Source organism: Spiroplasma endosymbiont of Seladonia tumulorum (assembly GCF_964020235.1).
In the GTDB taxonomy this organism is placed as follows: Bacteria; Bacillota_I; Bacilli_A; order Mycoplasmatales; family Mycoplasmataceae; genus Spiroplasma.
This window is the reverse complement of sequence record NZ_OZ026545.1, coordinates 378,768-405,111: the sequence shown is the minus strand read 5'-3', so window position 1 is coordinate 405,111 and position 26,344 is coordinate 378,768. Positions and strand designations below refer to the sequence as shown.

Annotated in this window: 38 protein-coding genes; 28 read left to right on the top strand and 10 right to left on the bottom strand. The window is 23.7% G+C overall.

Annotated features, from left to right (window positions below):
• The first annotated feature begins 40 nt into the window (after nucleotides 1-40).
• From AACL22_RS02690 to AACL22_RS02675, 4 genes are read left to right on the top strand one after another with little or no spacing between them, the layout of a single operon-like run.
• The gene (locus AACL22_RS02690; RefSeq protein ID WP_338989460.1) at nucleotides 41-208 is read left to right on the top strand and encodes a hypothetical protein; all 168 of its coding nucleotides are present in this window, start codon (nucleotides 41-43) and stop codon (nucleotides 206-208) included.
• A 21-nt stretch (nucleotides 209-229) separates the two neighbouring features.
• On the top strand, nucleotides 230-622 hold the full coding sequence (locus tag AACL22_RS02685; protein WP_338989458.1) for a hypothetical protein: 393 nt from the start codon (nucleotides 230-232) through the stop codon (nucleotides 620-622).
• On the top strand, nucleotides 604-1,770 hold the full coding sequence (coaBC, locus tag AACL22_RS02680) for a bifunctional phosphopantothenoylcysteine decarboxylase/phosphopantothenate--cysteine ligase CoaBC (RefSeq protein WP_338989456.1): 1,167 nt from the start codon (nucleotides 604-606) through the stop codon (nucleotides 1,768-1,770). Before AACL22_RS02685 ends, coaBC begins: the two co-directional genes overlap by 19 nt.
• A complete protein-coding gene (locus tag AACL22_RS02675; protein WP_338989455.1) occupies nucleotides 1,770-2,534 on the top strand; it encodes a type III pantothenate kinase in 765 nt (254 codons plus the stop codon). The genes coaBC and AACL22_RS02675 overlap by 1 nt, the downstream gene beginning before the upstream one ends.
• Nucleotides 2,535-3,233: 699 nt before the next feature.
• On the opposite strand, the gene AACL22_RS02670 is transcribed toward AACL22_RS02675, so the two are convergent.
• The gene (locus AACL22_RS02670) at nucleotides 3,234-3,800 is read right to left on the bottom strand and encodes a hypothetical protein (RefSeq protein WP_338989453.1); all 567 of its coding nucleotides are present in this window, start codon (nucleotides 3,798-3,800) and stop codon (nucleotides 3,234-3,236) included.
• Nucleotides 3,801-4,087: 287 nt separating this feature from the next.
• On the opposite strand from AACL22_RS02670, the gene AACL22_RS02665 reads away from it, so the two are divergent.
• From AACL22_RS02665 to AACL22_RS02615, 11 genes are all read left to right on the top strand, one after another.
• On the top strand, nucleotides 4,088-4,327 hold the full coding sequence (locus AACL22_RS02665; protein ID WP_338989452.1) for a hypothetical protein: 240 nt from the start codon (nucleotides 4,088-4,090) through the stop codon (nucleotides 4,325-4,327).
• Nucleotides 4,328-4,844: 517 nt separating this feature from the next.
• Nucleotides 4,845-5,129: a hypothetical protein gene (locus AACL22_RS02660; protein WP_338989451.1), complete on the top strand. Its 285-nt coding sequence runs from the start codon at nucleotides 4,845-4,847 to the stop codon at nucleotides 5,127-5,129.
• A 9-nt stretch (nucleotides 5,130-5,138) separates the two neighbouring features.
• A complete protein-coding gene (locus AACL22_RS02655) occupies nucleotides 5,139-5,306 on the top strand; it encodes a hypothetical protein (RefSeq protein ID WP_338989450.1) in 168 nt (55 codons plus the stop codon).
• A 13-nt stretch (nucleotides 5,307-5,319) separates the two neighbouring features.
• A complete protein-coding gene (locus AACL22_RS02650; protein WP_338989449.1) occupies nucleotides 5,320-5,493 on the top strand; it encodes a hypothetical protein in 174 nt (57 codons plus the stop codon).
• A 1-nt stretch (nucleotide 5,494) separates the two neighbouring features.
• On the top strand, nucleotides 5,495-5,632 hold the full coding sequence (locus tag AACL22_RS02645; protein WP_338989448.1) for a hypothetical protein: 138 nt from the start codon (nucleotides 5,495-5,497) through the stop codon (nucleotides 5,630-5,632).
• A gap of 2 nt (nucleotides 5,633-5,634) precedes the next feature.
• Nucleotides 5,635-6,051 carry a single-stranded DNA-binding protein gene (locus AACL22_RS02640; RefSeq protein WP_338988701.1) on the top strand — a complete coding sequence of 139 codons (417 nt, stop codon included), beginning with the start codon at nucleotides 5,635-5,637 and terminating at the stop codon, nucleotides 6,049-6,051.
• A complete protein-coding gene (locus AACL22_RS02635) occupies nucleotides 6,042-6,695 on the top strand; it encodes a hypothetical protein (RefSeq protein ID WP_338989446.1) in 654 nt (217 codons plus the stop codon). The genes AACL22_RS02640 and AACL22_RS02635 overlap by 10 nt, the downstream gene beginning before the upstream one ends.
• Nucleotides 6,679-7,347, top strand: coding sequence for an ERF family protein (locus tag AACL22_RS02630; RefSeq protein ID WP_338989445.1), 669 nt, complete (start codon nucleotides 6,679-6,681; stop codon nucleotides 7,345-7,347). Before AACL22_RS02635 ends, AACL22_RS02630 begins: the two co-directional genes overlap by 17 nt.
• Nucleotides 7,347-7,808: a hypothetical protein gene (locus tag AACL22_RS02625; RefSeq protein ID WP_338989442.1), complete on the top strand. Its 462-nt coding sequence runs from the start codon at nucleotides 7,347-7,349 to the stop codon at nucleotides 7,806-7,808. Before AACL22_RS02630 ends, AACL22_RS02625 begins: the two co-directional genes overlap by 1 nt.
• Before the next feature lie 4 nt (nucleotides 7,809-7,812).
• On the top strand, nucleotides 7,813-8,001 hold the full coding sequence (locus tag AACL22_RS02620; protein WP_338989437.1) for a hypothetical protein: 189 nt from the start codon (nucleotides 7,813-7,815) through the stop codon (nucleotides 7,999-8,001).
• Complete coding sequence (locus AACL22_RS02615; protein WP_338989435.1) at nucleotides 7,994-8,206, top strand: hypothetical protein; 213 nt, start codon at nucleotides 7,994-7,996, stop codon at nucleotides 8,204-8,206. The genes AACL22_RS02620 and AACL22_RS02615 overlap by 8 nt, the downstream gene beginning before the upstream one ends.
• Here AACL22_RS02615 and AACL22_RS02610 read toward each other — a convergent pair.
• The 9 genes from AACL22_RS02610 to AACL22_RS02570 form a co-directional block, all read right to left on the bottom strand.
• The gene (locus tag AACL22_RS02610; RefSeq protein WP_338989434.1) at nucleotides 8,189-8,476 is read right to left on the bottom strand and encodes a hypothetical protein; all 288 of its coding nucleotides are present in this window, start codon (nucleotides 8,474-8,476) and stop codon (nucleotides 8,189-8,191) included. The genes AACL22_RS02615 and AACL22_RS02610 overlap by 18 nt on opposite strands.
• Nucleotides 8,477-8,597: 121 nt before the next feature.
• Complete coding sequence (locus AACL22_RS02605; protein ID WP_338989433.1) at nucleotides 8,598-9,203, bottom strand: hypothetical protein; 606 nt, start codon at nucleotides 9,201-9,203, stop codon at nucleotides 8,598-8,600.
• 23 nt (nucleotides 9,204-9,226) lie between these two features.
• The gene (locus AACL22_RS02600; RefSeq protein WP_338989430.1) at nucleotides 9,227-9,454 is read right to left on the bottom strand and encodes a hypothetical protein; all 228 of its coding nucleotides are present in this window, start codon (nucleotides 9,452-9,454) and stop codon (nucleotides 9,227-9,229) included.
• 694 nt (nucleotides 9,455-10,148) lie between these two features.
• Nucleotides 10,149-10,718, bottom strand: coding sequence for a hypothetical protein (locus AACL22_RS02595; RefSeq protein WP_338989428.1), 570 nt, complete (start codon nucleotides 10,716-10,718; stop codon nucleotides 10,149-10,151).
• Nucleotides 10,708-11,646 (bottom strand): hypothetical protein, encoded by a 939-nt coding sequence (locus AACL22_RS02590; protein ID WP_338989427.1) that lies wholly within the window; start codon nucleotides 11,644-11,646, stop codon nucleotides 10,708-10,710. The genes AACL22_RS02595 and AACL22_RS02590 overlap by 11 nt, the downstream gene beginning before the upstream one ends.
• 6 nt (nucleotides 11,647-11,652) lie before the next feature.
• Entirely contained in the window at nucleotides 11,653-12,753 is a 1,101-nt protein-coding gene (locus AACL22_RS02585) for a hypothetical protein (protein ID WP_338989424.1), read from the bottom strand.
• A gap of 17 nt (nucleotides 12,754-12,770) precedes the next feature.
• The gene (locus AACL22_RS02580; protein ID WP_338989423.1) at nucleotides 12,771-13,232 is read right to left on the bottom strand and encodes a hypothetical protein; all 462 of its coding nucleotides are present in this window, start codon (nucleotides 13,230-13,232) and stop codon (nucleotides 12,771-12,773) included.
• Between the two features lie 48 nt (nucleotides 13,233-13,280).
• Nucleotides 13,281-13,994, bottom strand: coding sequence for an IS3 family transposase (locus AACL22_RS02575; protein WP_338992935.1), 714 nt, complete (start codon nucleotides 13,992-13,994; stop codon nucleotides 13,281-13,283).
• A gap of 140 nt (nucleotides 13,995-14,134) precedes the next feature.
• On the bottom strand, nucleotides 14,135-14,398 hold the full coding sequence (locus AACL22_RS02570; RefSeq protein ID WP_338988671.1) for a hypothetical protein: 264 nt from the start codon (nucleotides 14,396-14,398) through the stop codon (nucleotides 14,135-14,137).
• A 500-nt stretch (nucleotides 14,399-14,898) separates the two neighbouring features.
• On the opposite strand from AACL22_RS02570, the gene AACL22_RS02565 reads away from it, so the two are divergent.
• The 13 genes from AACL22_RS02565 to AACL22_RS02505 all read left to right on the top strand — a co-directional run bounded on the left by AACL22_RS02565 (nucleotide 14,899) and on the right by AACL22_RS02505 (nucleotide 26,271).
• Nucleotides 14,899-15,123: a hypothetical protein gene (locus AACL22_RS02565; RefSeq protein ID WP_338989422.1), complete on the top strand. Its 225-nt coding sequence runs from the start codon at nucleotides 14,899-14,901 to the stop codon at nucleotides 15,121-15,123.
• The gene (locus tag AACL22_RS02560; protein ID WP_338992969.1) at nucleotides 15,116-16,381 is read left to right on the top strand and encodes a ribosome-inactivating family protein; all 1,266 of its coding nucleotides are present in this window, start codon (nucleotides 15,116-15,118) and stop codon (nucleotides 16,379-16,381) included. Before AACL22_RS02565 ends, AACL22_RS02560 begins: the two co-directional genes overlap by 8 nt.
• A gap of 99 nt (nucleotides 16,382-16,480) precedes the next feature.
• On the top strand, nucleotides 16,481-17,005 hold the full coding sequence (locus AACL22_RS02555) for a hypothetical protein (RefSeq protein ID WP_338989420.1): 525 nt from the start codon (nucleotides 16,481-16,483) through the stop codon (nucleotides 17,003-17,005).
• Between the two features lie 85 nt (nucleotides 17,006-17,090).
• Complete coding sequence (locus tag AACL22_RS02550; RefSeq protein ID WP_338988774.1) at nucleotides 17,091-17,354, top strand: hypothetical protein; 264 nt, start codon at nucleotides 17,091-17,093, stop codon at nucleotides 17,352-17,354.
• Nucleotides 17,321-18,235: an IS3 family transposase gene (locus tag AACL22_RS02545; protein WP_338992967.1), complete on the top strand. Its 915-nt coding sequence runs from the start codon at nucleotides 17,321-17,323 to the stop codon at nucleotides 18,233-18,235. Before AACL22_RS02550 ends, AACL22_RS02545 begins: the two co-directional genes overlap by 34 nt.
• 50 nt (nucleotides 18,236-18,285) lie before the next feature.
• Complete coding sequence (locus AACL22_RS02540) at nucleotides 18,286-18,942, top strand: UPF0236 family transposase-like protein (protein WP_338989418.1); 657 nt, start codon at nucleotides 18,286-18,288, stop codon at nucleotides 18,940-18,942.
• Nucleotides 18,943-19,054: 112 nt separating this feature from the next.
• Nucleotides 19,055-19,585: a hypothetical protein gene (locus tag AACL22_RS02535; RefSeq protein ID WP_338989417.1), complete on the top strand. Its 531-nt coding sequence runs from the start codon at nucleotides 19,055-19,057 to the stop codon at nucleotides 19,583-19,585.
• 1,115 nt (nucleotides 19,586-20,700) lie between these two features.
• Entirely contained in the window at nucleotides 20,701-21,612 is a 912-nt protein-coding gene (gene truB, locus AACL22_RS02530) for a tRNA pseudouridine(55) synthase TruB (protein WP_338989414.1), read from the top strand.
• Complete coding sequence (gene ribF, locus AACL22_RS02525; protein ID WP_338989413.1) at nucleotides 21,612-22,499, top strand: riboflavin biosynthesis protein RibF; 888 nt, start codon at nucleotides 21,612-21,614, stop codon at nucleotides 22,497-22,499. Before truB ends, ribF begins: the two co-directional genes overlap by 1 nt.
• 96 nt (nucleotides 22,500-22,595) lie before the next feature.
• Complete coding sequence (gene rpsO / locus AACL22_RS02520; protein WP_338989411.1) at nucleotides 22,596-22,862, top strand: 30S ribosomal protein S15; 267 nt, start codon at nucleotides 22,596-22,598, stop codon at nucleotides 22,860-22,862.
• 253 nt (nucleotides 22,863-23,115) lie between these two features.
• Nucleotides 23,116-23,823, top strand: coding sequence for an SDR family NAD(P)-dependent oxidoreductase (locus AACL22_RS02515; RefSeq protein ID WP_338989409.1), 708 nt, complete (start codon nucleotides 23,116-23,118; stop codon nucleotides 23,821-23,823).
• Between the two features lie 199 nt (nucleotides 23,824-24,022).
• A complete protein-coding gene (locus AACL22_RS02510; protein ID WP_338989408.1) occupies nucleotides 24,023-25,639 on the top strand; it encodes a hypothetical protein in 1,617 nt (538 codons plus the stop codon).
• 143 nt (nucleotides 25,640-25,782) lie between these two features.
• Nucleotides 25,783-26,271 (top strand): hypothetical protein, encoded by a 489-nt coding sequence (locus AACL22_RS02505; RefSeq protein WP_338989407.1) that lies wholly within the window; start codon nucleotides 25,783-25,785, stop codon nucleotides 26,269-26,271.
• Nucleotides 26,272-26,344: the final 73 nt, after the last annotated feature.

Below are 26,344 nucleotides of genomic sequence, written 5' to 3'. Positions count from 1 at the left end.
TATAAGGATTTAAAAACTATTTATTATGTGGGGTGAAAAAGTGTCAACTTTAGGAGGGAACAATTGTAGCCAATTTTATGATAATGTTATTCGTGAATTATCAATGATTGTGAATAATAAAAAAATTATATCACATAATAATCCTGTCTTAGCATTAGAAATAAAATTGTATTATGTTATGAAAAGTTCAAAATATAATTCAACATAAAAAGATGAAATTTTAAAACGAATGATTATTGAACGAACAAAAGCCTTAGAATATAAGGCAACCGAGTTAATTAAAGAATATGCACAGGTTTATCAAAAAATTTATCAAAAACCATTAGATTTACAATATGCCTATATCTCAATATTAAAAAAGGTAAAATATTTTGCTCAAGAACGTTATGGTGAACGATTAAATATTATTCGTAACTTTTATTGCCGTTATTTAGAGCAACAACAATGACAAGAATTAGTAGAAGGAATTATTGCCGAATCGCAACGAAGAATGCAGGCTGTTTTTTGCAAAGAAAACAACAAGGTAATAATTAAAAATCGATATATTTATGTTAATATATCGATTTTTATTTATATAATTATAACAATGAGTGAGGTGTTAATATGACAAAAATTATTTTAGTTATTACGGGAAGCATTGCTGCTCATAAGGGTCTTCATTTATATGAAGCATTGAAGAAAGAACATGATGTTGAATTGCTTTTGACACAAGATGCTTTAAAATTTTTAAAGGATTGACCAACAACAGCAAAAACCGAAATTTTTATGAAACAATATTATGATAAAAAAGACTTATCAGAACATATTACAATTGCTGAGCAAGCTGATTTATTTGTTGTTTACCCAGCAACACAAAACTTTATTGCTCAGATTGCTCATGGTTTTACAAATACGTTAGCGAGTTTAGTATATAGTGCTACGCAAAGTTATAAAATGATTTTTCCTGCAATGAATAGTAAGATGTATTTATCACCAGCTAATTTACGGAATTTAGCACAATTAATAGCAGATGGGAATCAAATTTATGAACCTCGTTCAGGGACGCTTGCTTGCAATATGGTTGGGATTGGTCGTGCCTGAGAATGAAAAGATGTTCTAAAGGAAATAAAGCAATTTTTAGTTTGAAAAAACTTGTGAAAAGATAAAAAAGTTATGCTTAATTTTGGGCGAACAAAAACATATTTAGATGATATTCGTTATTTGACAAATAATTCGAGCGGGAAAATGGGAAATGCATTGCATACTGTATTAACATGAACAAACTGTTCCTTAACAACAATTGTTGGTGATTGTGATTTTCCAATTTATTATGAGCATGTTAAAGCAAACACAAACAATGAAATGTTAACAGCAATGTTAAAAACGTATAAAGAACAAGACATTATTATTGCGTGCGCTGCTTTAAATGATTATCAAGTTGCGGTTCCTATTAAAGGAAAAATTAGCAAGCGAAAAAACCCTCAACTTGCTGTATCATTACTTCCTAATGTTGATGTCTTATCTGAATTAGGTAAGTTAAAACAGTACCAAATTTTAATTGGTTTTAGTGCTCAAAATAATTTTGATTTAGATTATGCTCGTCAAAAGTTAATTGACAAAAATTTAGATTTAATTATTATCAATCAAATTAATGTTATGGGTACTGATCAAAATGAAATCATTTTATTAACAAAAAAAGGGCATCAACAAATTCCTAGTCAAAACAAAATTATTATTGCAAAAGAAATTTTAGCAGCAATTAGTGAATTAATAAAGGAGCGAACACAGTAATGAAATTATTAATTGATATTGGTAATACAGCGATTAAATTTGCAATTCTTAATTCTCAAAAAAAGATTATTGTTTTTTTAACAATGTCTAGTCGCGAATTAGTTGCTGAAAAGAATTTTCGGCAAAAAATAATAACTGGTTTAAGTACAATAAAATTAGTTTTAACAGATCTTACATTATTAGCTTTATCTTCTGTTCGGCCAATGTGAGATGATTTATTTTACCAATTAGCTGCAGATTTAAAAATTCCTTTTTATCAAGTTAAAAAAAATTTGTTTACTGAGCGATTAAAAACAGACATTCCTAATCTTCGCAATCTTGGTGCTGATTTAATTGTTGGTTCATATGCAACATTAGTTTTATTTCCTAAACAAGATGTTATTTTAGTTAATATGGGAACAGCAACAACAATTTCATTACTAAAACAAGGAATTCTCTTAGGAACAATTATTATGCCAGGTTTAGAAACAGCAGCAGAAGCTTTATTTGAACGGGCACAATTATTACAAAAATTTGATTTTTCTTATGATAATGCGACTTTAGGAAAAAATACTAAGCAAGCAATCAATATTGGATTAGTCAATGGTCATTTATTAACAATTACTGCTTTTGTTAACCAACTTGCAACTGAAGCAATAAAACCACAAGTAATTTTAACAGGAGGTAATGCTGTTTACATTAAAAAATTAGTTAATTACCATTATGATAAAGATTTACTTTTTAAAGGATTAGTTGCCATTTTACAAGATAATAAATTAATATAAAAAATAGGACTAAAGTCCTATTTTTTATATTTTTTGAGATATTTTATTAATTTTAAAGGCTATTTAGGTATTTAATACATTTATCTGTGTTCGTTGCTTTATTTTATTAAAAAATAAAGATTACCTAACATGTCCAATTTTCTTATTTTGATTTACTTATTTGTCTACTTAAGACATTTTTAATAATAACATACATTTTTGAAATTGCAAGATTTTAAAAGTAATTTTTTTGTTTTAGACAAATAAAAAAAATTAATTGAAGAAAAATGAACAGCCTATAAGAAACTTCAATTAATTTTTAAAAACGTATGAAAAACAAACTTTAAGATTATTTTAGATTTAAATATTGTTACAAAATACAAATTTTAGCACAAAAGGAAAGGCTAAAATAATTTAAGAAAGATATAAATGTAACAATATTTATTTTTCATACATAAATATCATAAACTATATTTTTCTAATAATCAATTAATTTTGTAAATACGGTAGTATTCATTATTCTTAGGTTTTTAATAAAAATAAGTAATTAGAAACAAATTAAGTTTTGCTTATAATTGAATAATAACAAAATTTATAAAAAATTCAACTTTTTTTAAAATATAATTTTTAGTTGAAAAAATAATTTATAAATTTATGAATTTTGACACACTAAAAAATACTTTTTAAAATTATTGCTAATTTTAAAAGGTTTTTATTTTTTTATAAAGATAAAAATTGATTTTGAAATTGATTTAAATTAAATATATTAAATTCAATTTTTTCTTTATTATTTTTATTAGTTTTATCAACTTTCTCATCATTAATTTGATTATTAAGTCTTAACATAGAAGCAATTAACATATTGATAAATGTTTCTTTACAATATATTTTTGCGCCACGCCCTTTAACAGCCTTAATATAATGCGATACATCACCCTCAACATGACAACCAATATTATATTCTAATGATTGATTTACAATATCTTCTTCATTACTTTTAATTAATTCAATGGTTTCTAATAAAAATATTTTTTTATTACCATTAACATATGGTAAATGACATATTAAAAAATCTAATAATAATTTATAATTTCCAGTAAAGAAATATATTTTTGCTAATTTATATTTTATTCTATAAATTTTGATTCTATTTCGATTTGGGAATAATTGTTTAAATCTATTTGATAAATGAAATTTATCTAAACTATATGATACAGTGTTATTTTTATATTTTGCTTTTACTGCTCTATAGGTCGCATGGAAAAAGAAGGGTTTTAACAAATACATAGAAATTGAATAAAAATAATAAACCATTTACTAAAATGGTTTTTTTATTTGTAAAACCAAAATTATTAATTGAGTCAGAGAAAGGACAACATCTTAAATTCTTAAAATAGAAACTTTTTATTACAACTTTTTGATACCCTCTTTAAGTTGTTTACACATTTATTAAATATCTTAGAAATCTTTATAAAGTGTACCTGTTTTTTCTCCAATTTTAAGGTGTTGTCCTTTCTCTGTTTCAGTTAATTAATTTGCTAATAAAAAAACTTAATATAAGGAAGGAGTAGGTAATGAAAATTAATAAGCAACAAACAATATGTGATGTTGATAATTGCTATAAAGCAATATCATTCATTACCGAAGAATTTTTATCAAATAAAGTTTTATGAACTTGTGAAAAACATAAAGATTTATTGAATAAAGTAAAAGATAAAACACAAAATCGGTTTTATAAACGCTTAGAAAATTCAAAAATTATCTTTGATTATGAAACTGGTTTATTAAAACTTAAATTTTATAAAACAACTTAATGCAGAGCGGAACGGTTATTTTAAATAACTAAGTGTTTTTATTCCACAGCCGGCCGAGGCAAGTACTGAAATAGTGTATGAGGAAAAATGTAAATCGGCGCTGGTTCATTAGAACTAAGCGATAGTCGTAATAAGTCCAAGGTTAATATCAAACGACAATAAAAATAGAGATAGTGACTTTACAATTAAATTTGCGAAAAGTGTGGTTGGTTGGAGTTTTATAGCATTTGGTCCTTTAAAATGCAAGTGAATTTTTAATTTAAAAACTGAACGTCAAATCCCAGAGCAAAAGCACAAATGGGCACGGATAAAGGAAGATATATATGTCTGGCGTCAATATTAAAAAAACAACTGTGGATTATTAAACATTCAAACAATTAACATATCGCCACCGCTCACCCCCAGTGAGGCGGATAGCGTAGTAAGTAAATAGATAAATACTTATATAACTAATTCTCGCTTGGCACTTTCACTTGGGAGTGAGTGCCAGCAAGTTAAAACTAGGAGGAAAAAATAAATGACAGAATATAAAAGTAAATATATTAATAAAACTTGAAATGAAATAACAACATCATTTGATTGAGTTAATTGTCAACCTATTAATTGTCGTATTTCACATCATAAAAAACATTATGATTTGCAATGTTTAGAATGAGCCAAAATGTACTTAAATTTATTTAAAGATAAATGAGATGTTATTGCTTCTTATATGCAATATTACAAAATTAACGATATTTTAGATTTAGCATCTGATGGATGAAAAATATTACAAATTGACAAAAAAATCAAAGGAATAATTTAGGAGGTATATATGAAAAAGTTAAATAAAACTTGTATTAAAAAAAGATATTGAGGTTATTGTTTTCATAAAGAATGCAATCAAGAAAATAAATTAAGTGAATTAATGATTAAAAGTTATTCAGTATCATTTGAAGATATTACAGATAAACATTGAGCATTAAATACTAAAAAGAATTAGGAGGAATTAAATTATGAATAAAAGATACTTATTGGTAATGAAAAGTAAATATAGTGATTTTAAAACGAGCTGTTTTTATACATTAGAAGAAGCAAAAGCTACTGCTAATGTTGAAAATCAACAAGAATGATTAACAACTATTATTGATTTAGAAAATGAAAATATTAAATGACAAGGATGTGAATAATATGTGAAAAGATGAAAATGGCAAAGTTTATACCGAAGAAGATTTATTTAATGAAGCATTAGAAGAATGTCATTCAGAAGAAAGTGCTTATTACTATATTGATAGTTTAATTGAAAAAAAGAATTTGGAGGAAATTTAATAATGAATAAATTTATTGGAATTGGTATAACAACAAAAGATATTGAAATTAAGAAAACAAGTAATGGAAAAGAATATACTATTTTTAATTTAGCAATTACTCGCCCATATTCAAAACAAAAAGAAACTGATTTTATTCCTTGTCAAGTTTGAAATAAACAAGCAATTACTTTACAAAAATATTGTCAAAAAGGTAGTCAAATAGCAATTACTGGTGTTTTAAAATCTTTTAAAAATAAAGATAATAAAACTGAATGAATAGTTCAAGTATCTAATTATGAATTTTTACATACAAATAATGATTTAAAAAAATCTGATAAACCACAAGAAAAAATAGAATTTAATTCATCTGAGACAAAAGAATTATTTAATAATGATAATCAAAATATTGGTAATGATGAAACAATTTTATGAGATTAGATTTAAAACCTTTATATATTTTTAATGATGAATTACATAAGTATAGTATTTTAATACCTAGTGTAAGTAAAATTGTTAATATTTTAGTGCCAAAAGATTTTTCACAAATTGATGAGAATATTTTAAAATTAGCACAAAATCGTGGAATATGTTTACATAATATGATTGATGTTTGAATAAAAAATAATTTTGATGATGAATTAATTGAATTTATTGATTGTGAAATAAAATCACATCGTGAATTATTTAAAAATTTTACAAAACTATATCAAGAAACTTTTAAAGATATTAAATTTAAATATTATGAAACTGAAAAAACACTTTATAGTCCTTTAATGTGTGGGACAACTGATTTTATTGGAATAACAACTGATAATGAATATATAATATGTGATTGAAAAATTACTAGTTCTAATGAGAAAACAGATATTGAACGCTATATTTGGCAATTAAAACTTTATTATTTATTAGAAAAAGACTTTTGTATAGATAATAAAAAAATATTAATGATAATTATAAATCCAAAATTAAAAATAGTAATTAAAGAAAATGTTGATATTACTAAACAAAATTTAGAACAAATTAAAGAAGCAATTTTAATATGACAAGAAAGAGAGGAATGAGAAAATGTCACAAGAAACTAAAAAAACATTAATAGCAAGTATTGGTGAAATACAACACGATTTATCATTATATTTAGAAAAAAACCAAACAATGCAAATGAATGGTAGAACAATTTATAACTATTTTGGTGAAGCACAAGTATTAGAATTAGTTAAAAAAGAATTTAAAAAGCATCATATTACATATATTTGGAGTTATGTGAAAGATACTTTAAAAGTAATTAATGATATACCATATTTTGAAATGGAATTAACTTTATGTAAAGAAACAGAAGAAATTAAAACTTATTGACCTTTTACAGGGAAAAATACTGACCCCGCTAAAAGTATTGGGTCAGCATTAACTTATGGAGTTAAATATGTTTTAAGCAAACTATTAAGTTTACCAACCGAAGAATTAGACCCCGATAATAGTGAAGTAAGTAAAATTAATTCTAAACAAGAAAAAGAACAAACAGAAATTATTAACAATTCAAATTCAAATTGAATGAGTGAACAGCATTTCAATAATATTAAAAATTTTATTACAAATACAAAAATAGAACAAGATATTATTTCAAAAGGTAAAAATTGATTAAAAGAAGAATTAAATGTTGAAAAATTATCACTAGTTCTGATTAGAAAACAAAGCGAAGATTTTTATTATCAATTTAAAGAAAGATTTTTAAGATAATGATAAAAATAGGTATTGACCCATTAGGAACTGGTACTACAGCTATTACTATTTTTGAAGATAATAAATTAATTAATAAATCTGAATATAAAAATAATAACTGAATTACACAAACCAATATTATTTTAGATGTTTTAAGACCCGATGCAATTATTAATATTGAAGATTGTTTATATACATCTGCTAATGCGAGTAAAGATAGAGATAATTTATTAAAAGTAATTGGAGCAGTTAAATACAATACAAAAAAAGTAAGTAATATTAATTGAACATCGCCAAAATATACTAAATCAATTGTTAAAAATATAGAAAATTTAAGTAAATATAATGATAATTGTTTATGATCGTTTGATAAAGATGTTAATTTAACTTATAAATATGGTAAAGGTTGGTTTTATAATAATAAAAAAATAAGTAATCATTTACGAGATGCCATTATTATTGCTAATTATGAGGGTTAATATTATGAAACATTCATATAATCAAAAAACAGGAAAATATTATTCTAAATTAATTCGTAATGTTAATATTTACTTAAATAAAAATGAAGAAAAAATTTGAAATGAATTTAATGACTTTACTTATTCGCAACGAATAGAATATCTGATTAATTTTTATATAAAACACAATAAAGGCGATGATAAGCATGAATAAGTATATTTTATGTTATCGTTCAGAACAAGGTAATCGCCCTTGTAAAACTCTACTTGGTGAATATATAACTGGTAACGATATTGAAGATGTAAATATTAATTCAACCTGAGACTGAGAATATTTAATCAATAAATATGGTGAAAAGAATTTAATTATATTAAAAAATAACCTTAATGGGTTATTTTTTTTAAATACTATTCGTTAGTTGTCTAATAGCATCTTTTTGTGCTTGTTTTTTGTTGTTTACTTTAACTTGTTTTTTAACATTTTTAATTTGACCTGTTTTTAATGCTAATTCTGTTGCATATTCAGGTCCTCGTAAATGTTTTTCGTGGGCAATAACAGCAGTTCTTAATTCTCTAATTTCTGCTTTATATTTTTTAATTTTTTTAACAGATAAGCCTAGAATACCAAGACTACCCATTCCACCTGCACCTGCTAAAACAAGTAAAGTAATCATTAATGTTTCATTCATTTTATTTAATTCCTTTCTTATCCTTACTCAAACAGTGGCCATCCATCCTTTCAGAACAAAATAATTTATAAATTAAACTATATAACCACCCAAAAATATCAACCGCCCCTAATAATATAGTTTATTTTAAATTTAATTCTTTGTTAATTTCATTTTGTATATTTTTTAATTTTTCTTCTGTTATATCATCTAAATTATTTCATTGTTTTGCTACTCTTGGTTGAACGACACGCGGATTAATCCGACAATCTAAACAATGTCGTAAATGGTCTTTTTTTCATTTTGATTTATCAATCCAAATAATAATTAAAGAAATTATTAAAGTAATTAAAGGTAATATTGTAAATACTAATCCTATTTTAGATATTTTTAACCTTGGTATATCAATTTTCATATCTACCTTTGGTTTACTACTAGCAACAAATATACCCTGAATTCCATGAGTAAATAAAGGTGTTAATAATATAGCAATTCCATTACCTCAATATTGACCATAATTATATCAATTAATTTCATCTTTAATGCCATTAATCATCCCATATTCTAACCAACCATTAATTAATAAAAATAATATTGTATAAAAACTAACTATTCAACTACGAATTTTATATTTTCTTTCTCATTCTCTAATATCTTTATGAGTTCAATTATAAGTCGGAATAGGGTCTTTTTTAAATCAATTTCAAGGTAAGGCATCCTTTAATCAAGTTGTTTTATCTTGTTTCATAATTATTTACCTCATTTAATTTTTTATTTATTTTTATTTAATTCTAATCATTTTTTATTAAATAGTTTTTTAATATCATTTCTATTATTTAAAATAATTCTTCATATTGGATGTTTTTCAAGTAAATTTAATTCATTAATAGTTGTTGCACTATTTATTTTTTTTATCAATATATCATAAGAATCCGATGTTTCTTTTGGTAAATCAATATCCATATCACGATTATAAATAGAATGTGGTTCATCTGACATTAATTCGCTATTATTTATTAATTTTCTTTTAATTGTTAAATCTTTAATAACAATATTATTTGTTTCATTTTTAATTGATCCATCTTGCTTAATTGTTATGCTTTCATAAGAATTAACTGCTAAAAATGAAAAAATTGATTTTTGTGATATTGTTTCAAAATAATGTGTTACAAATTTATTAGCAGATGCATAATCTGTTATTGAAATTGATATTTTATAGTAATATTTTGTTAAATCATAATTTGGAATTTTAAATGTTAATTTTTCGTTTGCATCTGGATAATTAATTAATTCTCAATCATTGCCACTACTAATAGATATATCACCACTACCTAATAATGAATTACCATTAATAGTTTTAATATTTGTTCCACTTATTAATTTATCTTGTTTATTTCCTAAAAATTATCAACTGCATTTTTATTATAATAATTACTTTTTAAATCTTGTGATGTTTTTACAATATATTTACCATTAACTTTTTCAATATATTCTTTATTTAAATCACTATCTTTAATAACATCTGATGGAATTTCACCACTTTGTTTTGCTTTTCAAACATTATTTTCATAATAAATAGTGTCATTATCAAACGAAACAATAATTTTAATATATTCGTTATAATCAATTTTAGAAAAATCATTAACAGTTGGATAAAAAATATTTATTGAATTATCTGTTTGTAATCGTTCTTTTAATCAAAATAATAATGTTGGATAAAAAGTTTTTTACTAATATGCTTATATTCTTCTTCTCATGGATGAGCATAATTATCTAAACTATAATTATATGGTCTAGATACTGTTTTACTAGATATAATATCAATTATTTCACTGGCTAATTTTAAAGCATTTTTAACATCTCTGGTAATATTTTCATTTGCTTCAGGGTCATTAATTTGTGAATAAGCAACTCCACCTTGTGAAAATGAAGCACTACCAGTTAAATCATTAACTCCTTTTGGTAAATATCAATTTATAACTGCTAATAAACAAGCAGATTGAATATAACTTAATCATTTATCATATTCAATTAAACCAGTATTATCTTTTTTTACTCATGGAAATAAATCTTTTTTATTAATTTTATCGGAAATTGTCCCACCTGATAATCTATCCATTCATAAACTAGTTTTTAAAATAGCATTATAAATTAAATTATCATTATAAGCAGATTGTTTTCTATCATTAATAGGTTGTCAAAGTTTACTTTCTTTAACATCTTCAACTGTTATAAATAACAAATTACTTAAATTATTTTCCATATAAAACACCTCTTAATTGATTACGATATTTATTTTTTAAATTACTTGGCTTATAACTATTAACTCTTGTTTTTGTTTTCTTAATTGTTTTAATAGTTTGATTAGTTTTGTAAAACATATTTTTAACTGGTGTTTTATATAAATTCTTAATATTTTTAACATTACTTCGGCGTTCACGATACCATTTTTTATTATTAATTTCACCAGCAAAATTAAAATTAAAATGTCCAATTTTAAAATTATTAATAAACTTTTTAATTTGTTGTAATTTTTGAACTGTTGGTAATGTTAATTTAGTAGTTCCTTTGGGATATTTTTCTTTTAATGCTTGTGGTAATCGTTTTTTAATATAATCTCTTAAATGACTAGGTAATCATTTTCTTAATCAATAACGCCAAAATAAAGTTCCTGCATTAGATACAGCATTACTTAATAATTTTCAAATTTCAACTGGAACACTAGGATAAACATATGGACCATAAAATTTCGGATGTTTTGCTGTTTTTGTATATATTAAAATAGTTAAATTACCTGTTAAAGTTAACTTATTTGTAATATTAAACATACCACTATCAAGTCAACTACTATTTAAAGGTTGTCAATTAGTATTTAAATAATTTTCATTTTTAAATTGTTCTCTATTTTTAATATTATTATCTTTTTCTAATTGACTTAATATTTGTTGTATTTCTTTTTTATGACCTTTTTTAATTAAATCTAAATAAGTAAATGGATTTAATCACTGATAAATATCTTCAACTTTATTTGTAATTTTATTATATTTATCACTAATATAATTAATTGGCTTTAATATTTTATTTTTAACTTGATTAACTCTATTAATTAAATTTACAAATTTACTTATTAAAGGTTTATTTTCTAAATTAGATACTAATAAAGTTAAAACGCGTAATATTAGTAAATTCATTTTATATTAACCTTGATTATTTGGTTTTGATTCTGGTTTTGATGCTGAAATTAGATAATCAACTGGAACTCTAAAAGTTTTATTTAGATTACTTTTAGCGGCAGTAATTTCATCTTGGCTTGGTTGTTTTTCCAAAATAATTTTACATGTTTTTGGATATAAAATAGTTGGTGTTGCATATTGAACTTTACCAATTCATTTAGGGTTAGCAGTATCATTATCTAAAACTTGTTGAATAGTATACATATTAATTGGATAAGCTCATACTTGTTTATTAATAATTAAACCATTTACATTAGTAAAATTATAACCTTTATCACGGTTAACTTGTCCTTTTGTATATGTTTTTTCTAAATGAAAGCTTTTTGATACTGGAATACCCATTGCAGTATTTTCATATAATTCACCATTAACCATTGCTTTTAATTGAGCTTGTGAACCAATTACTTTTAAATAAGCAGGTGTTAATCCTAAATATGCTCTTCGTCCTAAAACCATAAACATTTTATCTGTTGGTAAACCAAAATATAAATTACTAATTTGATTTGTTAATTCAATCAAAGTTTCATTTAATGTAAAGAATGCTTTATTTGCATCATCAGCATTTTCAGCTGTATAACTACGAAATGGAATTACTTCATATTGACCATCTGCTAAACAATAATCATAAATAGCCTGAATTAATTCACATTCTAAATTAACAAATTTATTCTGTACAACACTAGAAATAGCATCAGCAATAACGCCATTTTTAATATTTTGTTCTATTAATGCTAAGTCAAAAGCTTCATTCATTAATTTTAAATTAAATCTTTTATCAATCGGAACTGGAATTCTTGTTAATCCCATTGTTTGAGTTGTCCCACCATTTGGCAATGAATAATCATCTTGTCATACTACACGATGAGTTAAATTATATAGTGCTTGTCCTGCATTTGGTAATCAAGCAACTTGTTCTGCGGTTGCAGTAGCATACTGCATAATACTTGCATATTCATTATATAAAGGTCCACGCAATAAAGCATTAACCATATCAACATACGCTTTTTGGTCTGTTGTATTACCTTGTAATATAAAAGGTACTTGTGGCAAATTAATTGTTGCCATAATATTTCACTCCCTTATTATCTAAGGTTTTTAAGTGTATAATCAGTTATTTTTTTAATTTCATCAGGAGTATATGCTCCTTTTTCTTTAATAGTTTCAATTTCATCATTCTTATTTTCAGTAGACTTTTCAATCATTTCTTTAATAATATTAGTTGGTGAAACTGATGGTTGTTCTTGTACAAACAAATCAGGTTTTAATTCTTTTAAAGTTTGCATTTTTTCAAATAAAGAATTACCACTAACTTTATCTAAATTAGCTTTAATATCTTCAATTTTAGTAGGTGGGACATCTTTAAATGCTTTTAATTCATCTAATTCATTAGCAACTTTTAAATAATTTTCTTTTGAAATAGTATCTTTTCGTTTTTGTATTCCCTCAATAATTTGTTTTGTTTCATTATGAAATTCATTTAAAATATTATCTGCTATTTCTTCACTTAAACCTTGTTCTATTAATTGTTCTTTTGTAAGTGCCATTTTTTAAACTAGAGTGCACCCATTTTAGTAAGTACTAATAAAAAGTATTTACTTTTTTTTAATTATATCTTTTTCTTTACGATTTGAATATCATGTATTTCATTTTATAACATCTTGTATATATTCTTCATGTGAATTATATATTTTATTATGGATTGTAGCTTTCTTAAGTAATGAATGAAAACTTTCTATAACAATATTATCTGCACAGTGGTAATTTTTTCCCATTGAAATTGTAATACCGTTAGATAAACATTTATCGTGATAAATAGTGGATGTATATTGATATCCGTGATCTGAGTGAATTATTATTCCATTCAGATCTTTTTTTATTAATTTTATTTTATTAATTGCATCATTTAAATTATCCATTACTAATTTATTGTCATTATATTTAGATCACTTTACATCAACTATTTCTTTAGTATATCCATCAATAATTGTTGATTGATAATATCTTTCTCCTTTTCAAATTAAATATGTTACATCAGTATATAGTACTGAAAACCTTGTTTTTATATCATTGAATTTACGATTAATTAAATCAGGATATTGCAATAAGCTTTTTTCTTTATTCTGTTTATATTTCATTTTTCTTCTCATTTTTCTTACATATTCAGATTGTATTTGATTATCACGCATAATTCTTAAAACTTTTTTTGAATTATATTTTATACCATAATCTTCCTTTAAATATTTAGTAATTCTTCGATAACCAAATTGTTTTAAATTTTCTTCATAGACTTTTACAATATCATTTATTGCTTTTTTATCTTTTTTGCTACTGTCATAATTTTTATATTTATCTCAATAACTACGTTTTAACCCTGTTACTTCTAGTAATAATTTTATTGAATATTCACAAAAATTTTGTTTAATAAAAGAGACAATTCTTAGTTTGCTTAATTGTAAAAGTCATGGAGCTTTTTTAATAATTCATACCTTGTTTTATAATATTCTAAATTTCTTTTGCCAAAAGAAATTTTAGGTCCTTTAGGATTGTTTAATTTTCCTTTTTTATGATTTGCTCATCAAGATTCTACTGTATTTGCATTTATATTATATTGTTTTGCTACTATTCAACAACTTTTTTGTTTAATTTCCTCAATGATTTTTGTTCTAAATTCTGATGTATATTTGTTATATTTTTGTCCTTTTTTTGCCATATAAAAATGCACCCCCTATAAAAATTTAGCAAAATCTTTTTTTATTTTACTTACTTTTTGGGGTGCACTCTAAATTAAAAAAAAGTAAATACTTTTTATTAGTACTTACTAAAATGGGTGCACTCTAAACCTCTCTTTTTTTATTCTTGTTCGAATAACAAGTCAGCATAAGTCTTTTTAAGGCGGAAAGCATAAACCGTAAATTGCTTTTTTGTTAAAAGGATAAACCATTATAAGTATTTTACACTAATAGTTCACAAATGCAACACTTTATATTTTATATATTTATATATAAATAATATTATTATTTATTATATATTATATATTTTTCTAAACTTAATATCTTTGATTGCTAATTTAGCCCTTAAAACGCGTAATAAGGGTTATTTAACAAGATAAATTTATTAAAATAAACGCTAATTTTGCTTGTATATATATATATATAATACTGGTAAATCTTGATAAAAGGTTTCAAGATAAAGAAAAGGAGAAAAACAAGTATGAAAAAATTATTTAGTTTATTAAGTGTATTAACAATTAGTGGAACTGCTATACCAACAACAATTGCCGCTAGTCCTTATCAAAAAGAAGAAAAATTAAATAATAACATTGATTATTTACAAATAGATAATTCAGAAAATTTAATTAGAAATAAAAGACAAAATAGATCATTTAAAAATTATAATAATAAATTAACTATTGATAGAAGTGATATAAATAAATAATAATATATATCAAATAAGAAGAAATTATAGTAGTAATATTAATAATTATTTAATAATACCTGTTGAAATTATTGACGGTAATGTAACAAGAAATATAGAATTAGTTATAAGATTAAGTAATTTTTATTTAGTTGGATTTATTGTTGGTACTGAAACTTTTCAAGGAAATACTATTAGAAATTATTATTATTTTACAGAAAACAATAATATGGATTTAACACATATAGACAATACTATTGCAGCTGATTTTAGTTTAAATTATAATGGAAATTATAATACCCTTATTAATATAAATAATTTTTCACTTAGTTGAGGTAATATTTTTAATGCATTTATTAATTTATCTAAAACAAATGCAAGTAATCGAAATTGAAATAATTTACGACCACATTTAGCGCGTGTTATTGTAACTACATCTGAGTCAATAAGATTTAGAAGTATATTTAATTTAATTTCAAATGAAATTCAAACTTATAGTGGTGAATTATCTTGAAATAATGATATTAGTAATATTGTAACTAATTGACAAAGTAGAAGTAATGATATTATTAATGCAATTAATAGTCAAAATATTAATAATATTGGTAATAGAAATAATTTATTAAATAATTTACCAATAGATTGATTACCTGAAATATTTAATTTAAGCCCAAGTATTTATGCTTATGGAATTAGAGTAATTCTTGGATTAATTCAACAAGAAAATTTAAATTGTAATAGAAGACCAAGAAATATAAATAATAATATAAAAAACCAATATTGTAATATAATTAAAGATAAAAATGAAGGTTATAATTTAGGTAACAGAAAAGTAACTGTAGTTAAAATATTAGATGAAAAAACAAAAGGAGGAGCATTACAGACGGGTGATATTTATATTGGAACTACAAGCGGTGTATTTCCTTGATTTAAAAGAGATAATCAAATTAATGTTCATAAATTTAATGGCTTGGATTCTAATATAGAAGATATGTGATTTGATGGACAGGGAAGTGTTTTTGTTAAAACAAATAACTTAAAATATCATTTAAATTTACACGGATGAGACTTTAAAAAAGTTTGTGAAACAAACGAAAAAGCTAATATACTTTTGAAAGATTCTTCTATCGGAAGTGTTGGTGGGCTTTTGACGGGTGCAGTAGTTGGTAGTTTTGTTCCAGTTATTGGTACTTTAGTTGGTGGATTTATTGGTGTTGTATTAGGCACTGGAGTTGGCACATCTTATTCTGTTGTAGATTTAATTAATGAATGTTATTAAAATATAATCAATTATATTTTAGTTTAAATACTATAAATTAGTTATATTAAATATATGTAGTTTATATATATTATTAATGTAAAAATATTTTAAGAAGGGGTGGGTACTAAAATTAAAAAAATATTAGGTATTTTAGTAACAGTCACTTTAACAGCAACAAGTACAACAAGTTTAGTTGCTTGTAATACACCAAATGAATATACACCCGAAAAATTAGCAAAATTAAAAAAAGAAAACCAAATAAATACAAATGATGAAACTATTAAAAACAACTTAGAATGAATAGCACCACAAGAAAAACCATTTAATGAGGTTGATAATAAATGATATTATGTAGTATGGCGTGGTGATAAAAATGAGAATTGAAGATTAATTAAATTTAAAAATAATACACTCGATTTTATAGAAATTGATAATTTTGAAAAAGCAGATTTATGAAAAAGTAGCCCTTATAAATTTGGGTCAGGACAAACATTAAATATTGCATGAACTTTTAAAGAAATTTATTGGGAAAATGACAATGGTACTTATTTTAAATATGTTTATCATTGAAATGATGAAGAACAAAAACTACCCGACTTAATAATTGATAATGATGGTAATGTAAAAGTTAACGGAGAATAGAAAAAGAGAATTTTAGAGTGCACCCCAAAAAGTAAGTAAAATAAAAAAAGATTTTGCTAAATTTTTATAGGGGGTGCATTTTTATATGGCAAAAAAAGGACAAAAATATAACAAATATACATCAGAATTTAGAACAAAAATCATTGAGGAAATTAAACAAAAAAGTTGTTGAATAGTAGCAAAACAATATAATATAAATGCAAATACAGTAGAATCTTGATGAGCAAATCATAAAAAAGGAAAATTAAACAATCCTAAAGGACCTAAAATTTCTTTTGCCAAAAGAAATTTAGAATATTATAAAACAAGGTATGAATTATTAAAAAAGCTCCATGACTTTTACAATTAAGCAAACTAAGAATTGTCTCTTTTATTAAACAAAATTTTTGTGAATATTCAATAAAATTATTACTAGAAGTAACAGGGTTAAAACGTAGTTATTGAGATAAATATAAAAATTATGACAGTAGCAAAAAAGATAAAAAAGCAATAAATGATATTGTAAAAGTCTATGAAGAAAATTTAAAACAATTTGGTTATCGAAGAATTACTAAATATTTAAAGGAAGATTATGGTATAAAATATAATTCAAAAAAAGTTTTAAGAATTATGCGTGATAATCAAATACAACCTGAATATGTAAGAAAAATGAGAAGAAAAATGAAATATAAACAGAATAAAGAAAAAAGCTTATTGCAATATCCTGATTTAATTAATCGTAAATTCAATGATATAAAAACAAGGTTTTCAGTACTATATACTGATGTAACATATTTAATTTGAAAAGGAGAAAGATATTATCAATCAACAATTATTGATGGATATACTAAAGAAATAGTTGATGTAAAGTGATCTAAATATAATGACAATAAATTAGTAATGGATAATTTAAATGATGCAATTAATAAAATAAAATTAATAAAAAAAGATCTGAATGGAATAATAATTCACTCAGATCACGGATATCAATATACATCCACTATTTATCACGATAAATGTTTATCTAACGGTATTACAATTTCAATGGGAAAAAATTACCACTGTGCAGATAATATTGTTATAGAAAGTTTTCATTCATTACTTAAGAAAGCTACAATCCATAATAAAATATATAATTCACATGAAGAATATATACAAAATGTTATAAAATGAAATACATGATATTCAAATCGTAAAGAAAAAGATATAATTAAAAAAATAGTAAATACTTTTTTTATTAGTACTTACTAAAATGGGTGCACTCTAATATTGATAACAACTTTTTTAAGAATTTTAATAATTTGTTATATATACAAAGTATTAAAATTATTCAACAAAATTTAGAAAATTCTGATGAATGAATTTTTAAAAATTATAAAATTGATGAAACTTTAAAAGAATTTAAAGATTATAAAGTAAAAGAAATAAAACCAAGAAAATTAACTATTTTAAATGGGAAAATAACTTTTAAAAGAAGAAAATATTATAAAATTAATCAAGAAACAGGTAAAGAAAAATATATTTTTCCTTTGGATAAACTTTTAGGAATTAAAAAATGACAAAGAATAGATAATTCTGTTAAAGAAAAAATATTATCATTTATTGGCAATAAAAAAACATATCAAGATATTTTAGATACTATGGAACATGTAAAAATTTGTATAAAAACAATTTCAAATATTATGAAAAATGCAAAAATTGAAAAAGAATATTATATTAATAAAACTAATAAAAAAATAAAGGTACCTCATACTTTATATATTCAAATTGATGGAACTTATTTAAAAATGTGAAATGAAAATAAAAAGGGGAAAGAAAAAAAAAAAAAAAAACATAATATATTTTCAACTGTTCATACTGGTTTTGATAAAACAAAATCAACTAAAAAAAGACCTGTAATTGCAAATAAATTAGGAGTTATAGAACTAGATAATATTCCAGAATATATTAAAAAATAGTAAATTAATTAATTTTGTTAGTAAATTACTTACATTAATTACAAGTTATTATGATATTAATGACAATATTGAATTTATGGTATTAGGAGATGGTGCACCTTGAATTAAAAATATGGCAAAATTTATTCAAGAATATTTTCCTAAAAATAAAGTACATTACACGATAGATAAATTTCACCTTACAAGTAGATTTAAAAAATTATATCCTTATCAAAGTAAAAACAAAGAAAACAGAGAAACATACCATAAAGCAGTCGATTATTTTTTTAATGGTAAATATGAAGAATTATTAGAACGCTTAGAAAACAGTGCTTCTTTTATAAAAGAAGCAAAAATGAAATTCTTAAAAGAGACAATTAAATTAATTAAAAATAATGAAGAAGGTGTCAGAAATCAAACATTATGAAATAATATTGGTTGTCATATTGAGGGTGATATATCACATTACTGTAAAGGTGTTTTGGTTAAAAAAGCAACTTATCATGAAAAAACTCTTAAAAATAAATTAAATACTAGTATGATGAATTTTAAAAATAAAATTAATTTATTTAATACTAATGAACCATTAGAAGAAAATAGAATTAATTATTCAGTTAATAATTTTGTAAATAATAATTTACAACCAAACTTATATTTTTATTAATTTTATCTAATAAATTAAATAACTTTAATAAACATGTATTTTTGTCGTGGAAAAATTTAAAAAATGTTAAAATATTGTTGACAATAAAATTAAAAGTAATATAATTTAGATAAGTAAGTGGTATTTTTATTCCACAATTTCTAAGATATTAATTAAAACCCTTAAATAATACATACAGCCCAATTAATAGGTTGACAATTAACTTAATCAAAAGATGTTGTTATTTCATTTCAAGTTTTATTAATATACAAACTTTTATATTCTGTCATTATATATACTCCTTTTTTTATTTGTTGATCAAATTTCATCATTAATATTATTTGCAGTTACTGGATAAGCACATATCATTAATTCTTGTAATTTATTTTAGTATTTAATTACTTCGCCGCCCGCTTCACTTTGGGGAGTGAGCGGGGGCGGATAGGATATTTTGATAGAGTTTACCCCCATACGGAAATAAAAAAACAGTTTACCCAGTTATTAATTACGCTTCATCCATCCCTAGACAACTTTATACAAAGAAAATAACCTTTTGGAGTTCCAACCCTCTTGTTTTTTTAGTGTCCGATATTGTTTTTTGGTTTAACAGCACTTTTTTATGAAAACAAGCCAAAAAACACATGCTCTGACATTTCACAAGTGATTAATCTTGTCGAGAATTAAAGAAATAAATAGGAGAGTAAATCCAATCGCTTTCACACTTTCTTTAAGACTTCGTGCCATAGATGAGTTATCCATCTTTAAGCATCAAAATATTAAGTTTTAGTATTGCATTATTCATCAGATAGTACCTTTATTAAAAATGATATTATTAATTGTTAAACCGAAAAAATATAATAAATCACAGAAAGGAAATTATAAAAATTAACTAGTTTGTAGGGCAAAATAGGTTAATTTTTAATTTTAAGGATACTATTTGATGAATAATGCAAATAAAAAAATCGTTCTAATAAGCGATTACTTTAATTTGTATTTAATTACTTTATTTATAATTTTTATAAAACCTAAGATTTTTTCCGACTACCAAAAATACGATAAAAATAAGGTACTTTTTTAATTAGTGTTAGGAATATATTAAAAAGTGATATAATATTTCAGGAAGTGGGGTGGTTATTATGCATGACGGTATTTTTTTAATTAATAAACCAACAGGAAAAACAAGTAATCAGGTTATTCAAGAAATTAAACAAAAATTGCAGATTAATAAAATTGGTCACGCAGGAACATTAGACCCATTAGCAACAGGATTGTTAGTTGTTTTAGTGAATAATGCTACGAAAATGAGTGAATATTTGTTAACAGCAGATAAAGCGTATGATGTTGAAATGCGATTATTTGTTGAGACAGATACTGGTGATATTACTGGGAATGTGCTTAATGAAACAACACCATTTAAGATTCAAAAGAAAATATTAAAAAAAATCTTTAATGAATTTAATGGATTTATGTATGAACAATATCCACCAAAATATTCTGCTATTAAAGTTAATGGTAAAAAACTTTACGAATATGCACGCCAAGATAAAGAAGTAAAAATTAGACCACGAACTGTTACAATTAAGGCAATTAAATTAAAAAAATATGATGCACATAATCATACAATTAAATTTAGTGTGTTATGTACTAAAGGAACATATATTAGAAGTTTAGTGACTGATATTGCGGCAAAATTAAATACTATTGCTACTGTTACAGCTTTATGCCGTACGCAATCAGGAAATTTTATGCTATCTAAAACAATTAGCCCTGAAGAAGTAAATTTTAATGAGTTAATATCGATGTATGATGCTTTATTTATTAATAATCAACAATTATTACTTTATCATCATGATGAAGAAATTCGGCAAGGAAAACCTATTGTTATTATTAATCATACTGACCCAATTATTTTTATTATTGATAAAAATAAAAATGTTTTAGCAATTTATAAACATATTGGAAAACATGTTTATGCCTGTCAACGTGGACTATGAGGACATATTGAACCTAAAAACCAAGATGACAGAGAGAAGGATGATCATTATTAATGAAAACTTTAGTATGAAATAAGTCAAGTGATAAGAAACCAAAAGTTGCTTGTTTAGGTTTGTTTGATGGGTTTCATCAAGGTCATTTAAAATTAATTACACGTTTAATGGAGATTAAAAAACAGTATAACCTTGCAACATTATTTTTTACTATGTCACAAAGTGTCAGTGATTTTTTACAACAAACAAATACAAAAATAGTAGATAATCATTCAAAACAACAAATTGTTGAAAAATTAGGATTTGATTATTATTTAGAAGTGCCGCTTAGTACTGCATTTATAAATTTATCTGCACAACAATTTTTAACAATTTTAAAAAAACAATTTAATGTTACAAAAATTGTCATTGGTTCTGATTTTCGGTTTGGAAAAAATCGTGAAGGGGATTTTAATGATATTATTGCTTTTTTTGGTCAAGAAAATGTTTATTTAATTACTCGCCAAGATAATTTGTTTTCTTCAACAACAATTCGAAATTTTTTATTAGAATATGATTTAGCATCAGCAAATAGATTATTGTATGAAGATTATAATTTACGTGGAGAAGTAAAACCAGGAAAACAATTAGGACGAACAATTAATTTTCCAACGGCAAATGTTTATTTGCCACAAAAAGTAATTTTACCCTATGGTGTTTATGTAACAGAAACATTAGCACAAGGTAAACTTTATCCTTCAATGACATCTTATCGATTATTTGAAGGGAAAGAAGTTGTTGAAACATATTTGCTAAATGTTAATTTGGATTTATATGGTCAGGAAATCATTGTTTATTTTAAAAAATATCTTCGAGAAAATATTAAAATTAATAATTTAGCAGAATTAGTTACGCTTTTAGAACAAGATTTAGTTAATACCCTTGCTTTTTTTGCTAAAAAAGCATAATATTAATAAGGTTGTTATTTCGTTGATTTAAGATAACCCTTTCTTAAATTCTTTGTTTTAACATAATAAGCCACTAAAAGAAGGGAGAAAATTGTAATGGTTTCAAAAGAAAAAAAAGCAGAATTAGTTACAAAGTTTGGTCAAAATGCCAAAGATACTGGTTCAACAAAAGTTCAAATTGCAATCTTAACAGAAGATATTAACAATTTGACCGAACACTTAAAAGTACATCGAAAAGATATTGTATCAAGAAGAAGTTTATTGCAAAAAGTAGCACAAAGAAAACACTTGCTTGCATATTTAACCAAAACTGATTTTAATGAATATAAAACAATCATTGAAACATTAGGAATTAGAAAATAAGGTTTAAGGTTTTTAACCTTTTTTTAAAGTTTAATATGGAGTATAATAAAATAAATTAATAATTTATTTAATTGCAACAATTACTATTATTTAGTTAATAAATTTGTTATTGTGTATTTAATTTACATTTAAAAAAAGATTATTTTTCTTAATGTTAGAATTAAGGTAATGAAAAGGATGATATATTATGGAAAAAGAATTTGCTGTAGTAACAGGAGCATAATCAGGAATTGGATATGGTTATTGTCAGTGATTGTTGAAGCAAGGTTATCATATTATTGGAGTATCTCGCCATACAGAATGAGCAAAAGAATTACAACAACAATTTTCTGAACAAACAATTGTTGCTTTATCATATGATTTGTCTGTTCCTGAAAATTGTTATGCTTTATTTGAAGAAAAAAAACAGTATCATATTGTTTTATTTATTAATAATGCTGGTTTTGGGAAAAAAGGTCTTTTTATAACAATTCCTTTAGCAGATGAATTAAAAATGATTAATCTAAATATTCAAGCAGTCCATATTTTAACAAAACTTTTTACGCAATATTTTATTGAGCAGAAAAAAGGACGAATTATTAATATTTCTTCCTTAGCTGTTTTTTTCCCTGGACCTGGAATGGCAACTTATTATGCAACAAAAGCATATATTTTAAGTTTATCTGTTGCTATTAATACTGAATTAAAGAAAACAAAATCACCAGTTCGTGTAGTTACTATTTGTCCTGGAGCCACACAAACTGCGTTTTTTAAAAATGTTGATTTTAAAAATAATAAAACATTGCCAGGTTTAATGTCATTAGAACGATTTATTAAAAAATCTTTACCAAAAGCATTAAAAATAAAAAGAAAAAATTATTTAATTATTGGTTGAAAAAATCGCTCTTTGAAACGTTTATTTCGTATTATTCCACAAAACTCTTCATTAAATTATACATATTTAATTCAAACTAAAGATTAAAATTTTATATATGAGTTAATTTATGTCATAAATTAGAAATTCTTTCGGATTAAAAAATATATTTTAAAATAATTATTAACCCCCTTGATTTTTTTTTTTTTTTTTATAACATAAATGATATTTCAAATATATAGGATATTAAAATATATATAAGATATTTGGGATATAGTTATTTTTTAAAAGGAAGGATTTAAAAACTATGAAAAAACTATTAGCAATGTTGGGAGTTGCAAATTTTAATGTGGTTAGTGTTGGTTCTGTTATTAGTTGTAAAAATGCTTGAAACAATAATCACCATAATAATGAAAATGAAATTGATTATAATGGAGATTTAAAAATTTTAAATGATATAACAAAAGCAGCATCAAATGCAATTCAAAAATACACAGCAGAAAAAACTTTAATTGATACTAATTTTTACCCAAATATTGATTTTGAAAACTTATTTTCAATGGTAAGAAATGATCACCAAAAGGAAGTATTAAAGGAAGAAGATGGTAAGGTTGCGCCAGTTTTAACAACTCTTAAAACTGGTTTTATGACAGTCTTTGATAATATTAATCGAGAAATTGCTAATAAATATTTAAACTATTATCCAAATAGTTTTCCGTTGAATATTGAACCAGATAGTGTGAACTTTATTTTAAATTTTATTGATGTTGAAAAATTAGGTAAACTAGCATATATTAATCCGGAAGGTTTAAAAGCTGTTCGTTTAGACTTTAAATTTGATGTTAACATCAAATTTAAAAAATTAGAAACAGTTGTACCATTTTTAATTCAATATACTATTACCAATGATATTGATAAAATGCAAAAAATTTTAAAAGCAGTAGTAGAACAAATATCAAATTCAATCATTAAATTTTTTAATGAGAAGATGTCCGGTGATATTATTGTTAATAAACATGAAGCTTTCAAAAGTATTTATGATAATTTTGATTTAAATTATGCTTATGATCACAGTATGTTAGATGCAATTGTCCAAAGAGAATTAGAAGAAGGTTTAAAGAAAGATGATACGTTGGAAGAACTTGGAGAAAATATCACTTATGCTAGTGATGAAAAAATCTTAATTTTATTAAATTCAATTATTAATCCAGATACAAACGGTGTAACACCAGTCTTGCCATATGATGAAAAATATGCCTGAGTTAATACTGGGTATGCTCCAGACAAATTAACACCTGAAAATTTTTTAGAATTTTATGGTGAAAAATTGAATATTTTAACTGCTTCTACTGGTGAAAAATTACAGTTAGGACAGTTTAAAATTAATTTAGCAAAAATTTTAGTTGCTGGATTGCCGTTATCAGGGATTGCAGTAAATGACAATAAACCAATTTATATTAATGTAAAAATAACACGAGCAGGAATAATCAAAAAGATTGAGAACTTTGGACGAATTATTGCTGCATTTTATAAATATTTCCAAATTACATGAGATATTCGTGTCCATACCGAAGGGGTTATTTTCTTACCAATTAAAAAATGAGAAACATTAAATAACCAATTTGCAAAAAATCCTGCTTTATCGCTTCAAACAATTTGAAACGATTATTTAAGAGAATTTAAGGAACAACCTGAAATCAAAATTTTACCTGATATTGGAAAGTTCTGAGTTACAGTTCATAACAAATTTAATGTTGACATTGGTAAAGATCGTGCATTTACTTGACATTATGGATGATATGATGAACTTAAATTTCGTTTTGGTATTAACCAAACAACGAATAATATTTATTATACACCTTGACCAATTGATAAATATCGAATTTCGTTTAAACCAGAAGACTATGTCTATCCACCATCATAAGATATTAATTATGATAGGTTAAGAACAATAAAGTAAACTTTATTGTTTTTTTTATTTATAAATATGCATAAATAATATGTAAAAACTAGTTTATTTAGGTAAAATTATAAAGTAATTTTTTAAATCAATGAAAGAGAAAATTTATGAATAAAATATTTCTTTTAATTTCAACAATGCTTATTTCTTTTTTTATTACTATTATTTTACCCAATAAAACAATAACTTATGATCCTACTAATACTATTGAAAAAAATAATAAATATTCAATGAAAGATTTAATTAAAGAGCCTAATTTAGGTGAGATTCCATCTAATTCAATAAATGATATCCGTAATGCGCTATATTATAAAAATCCGACTTTAAATCAAGTTTTAATAAACCTTGGTATTAAAGCACCAATTCGGATTATTTTTACTAATGTTCAAAAAAACAAAGCCAATGTAGTGCTATCAAATTACACTTCTAAAATTGAAAACGATTCAAGTGTAACTTTTAAAACAAATAATTTTATTTTGCATTCAATAATTAAGACCCCGAATTTGGAAATATTAACAGACAATAATGAAACAACATTACGTAGAGTATTAAAAGAAAAAAACCTTATGCTAAATATTGATTGAATTAAGCTTTAAGATATTAAGAAAGATTATGCTGTTATAGTGCCCGATTCTAGTAAAAAAGATAATAATTATCTTGGAAGAAGAA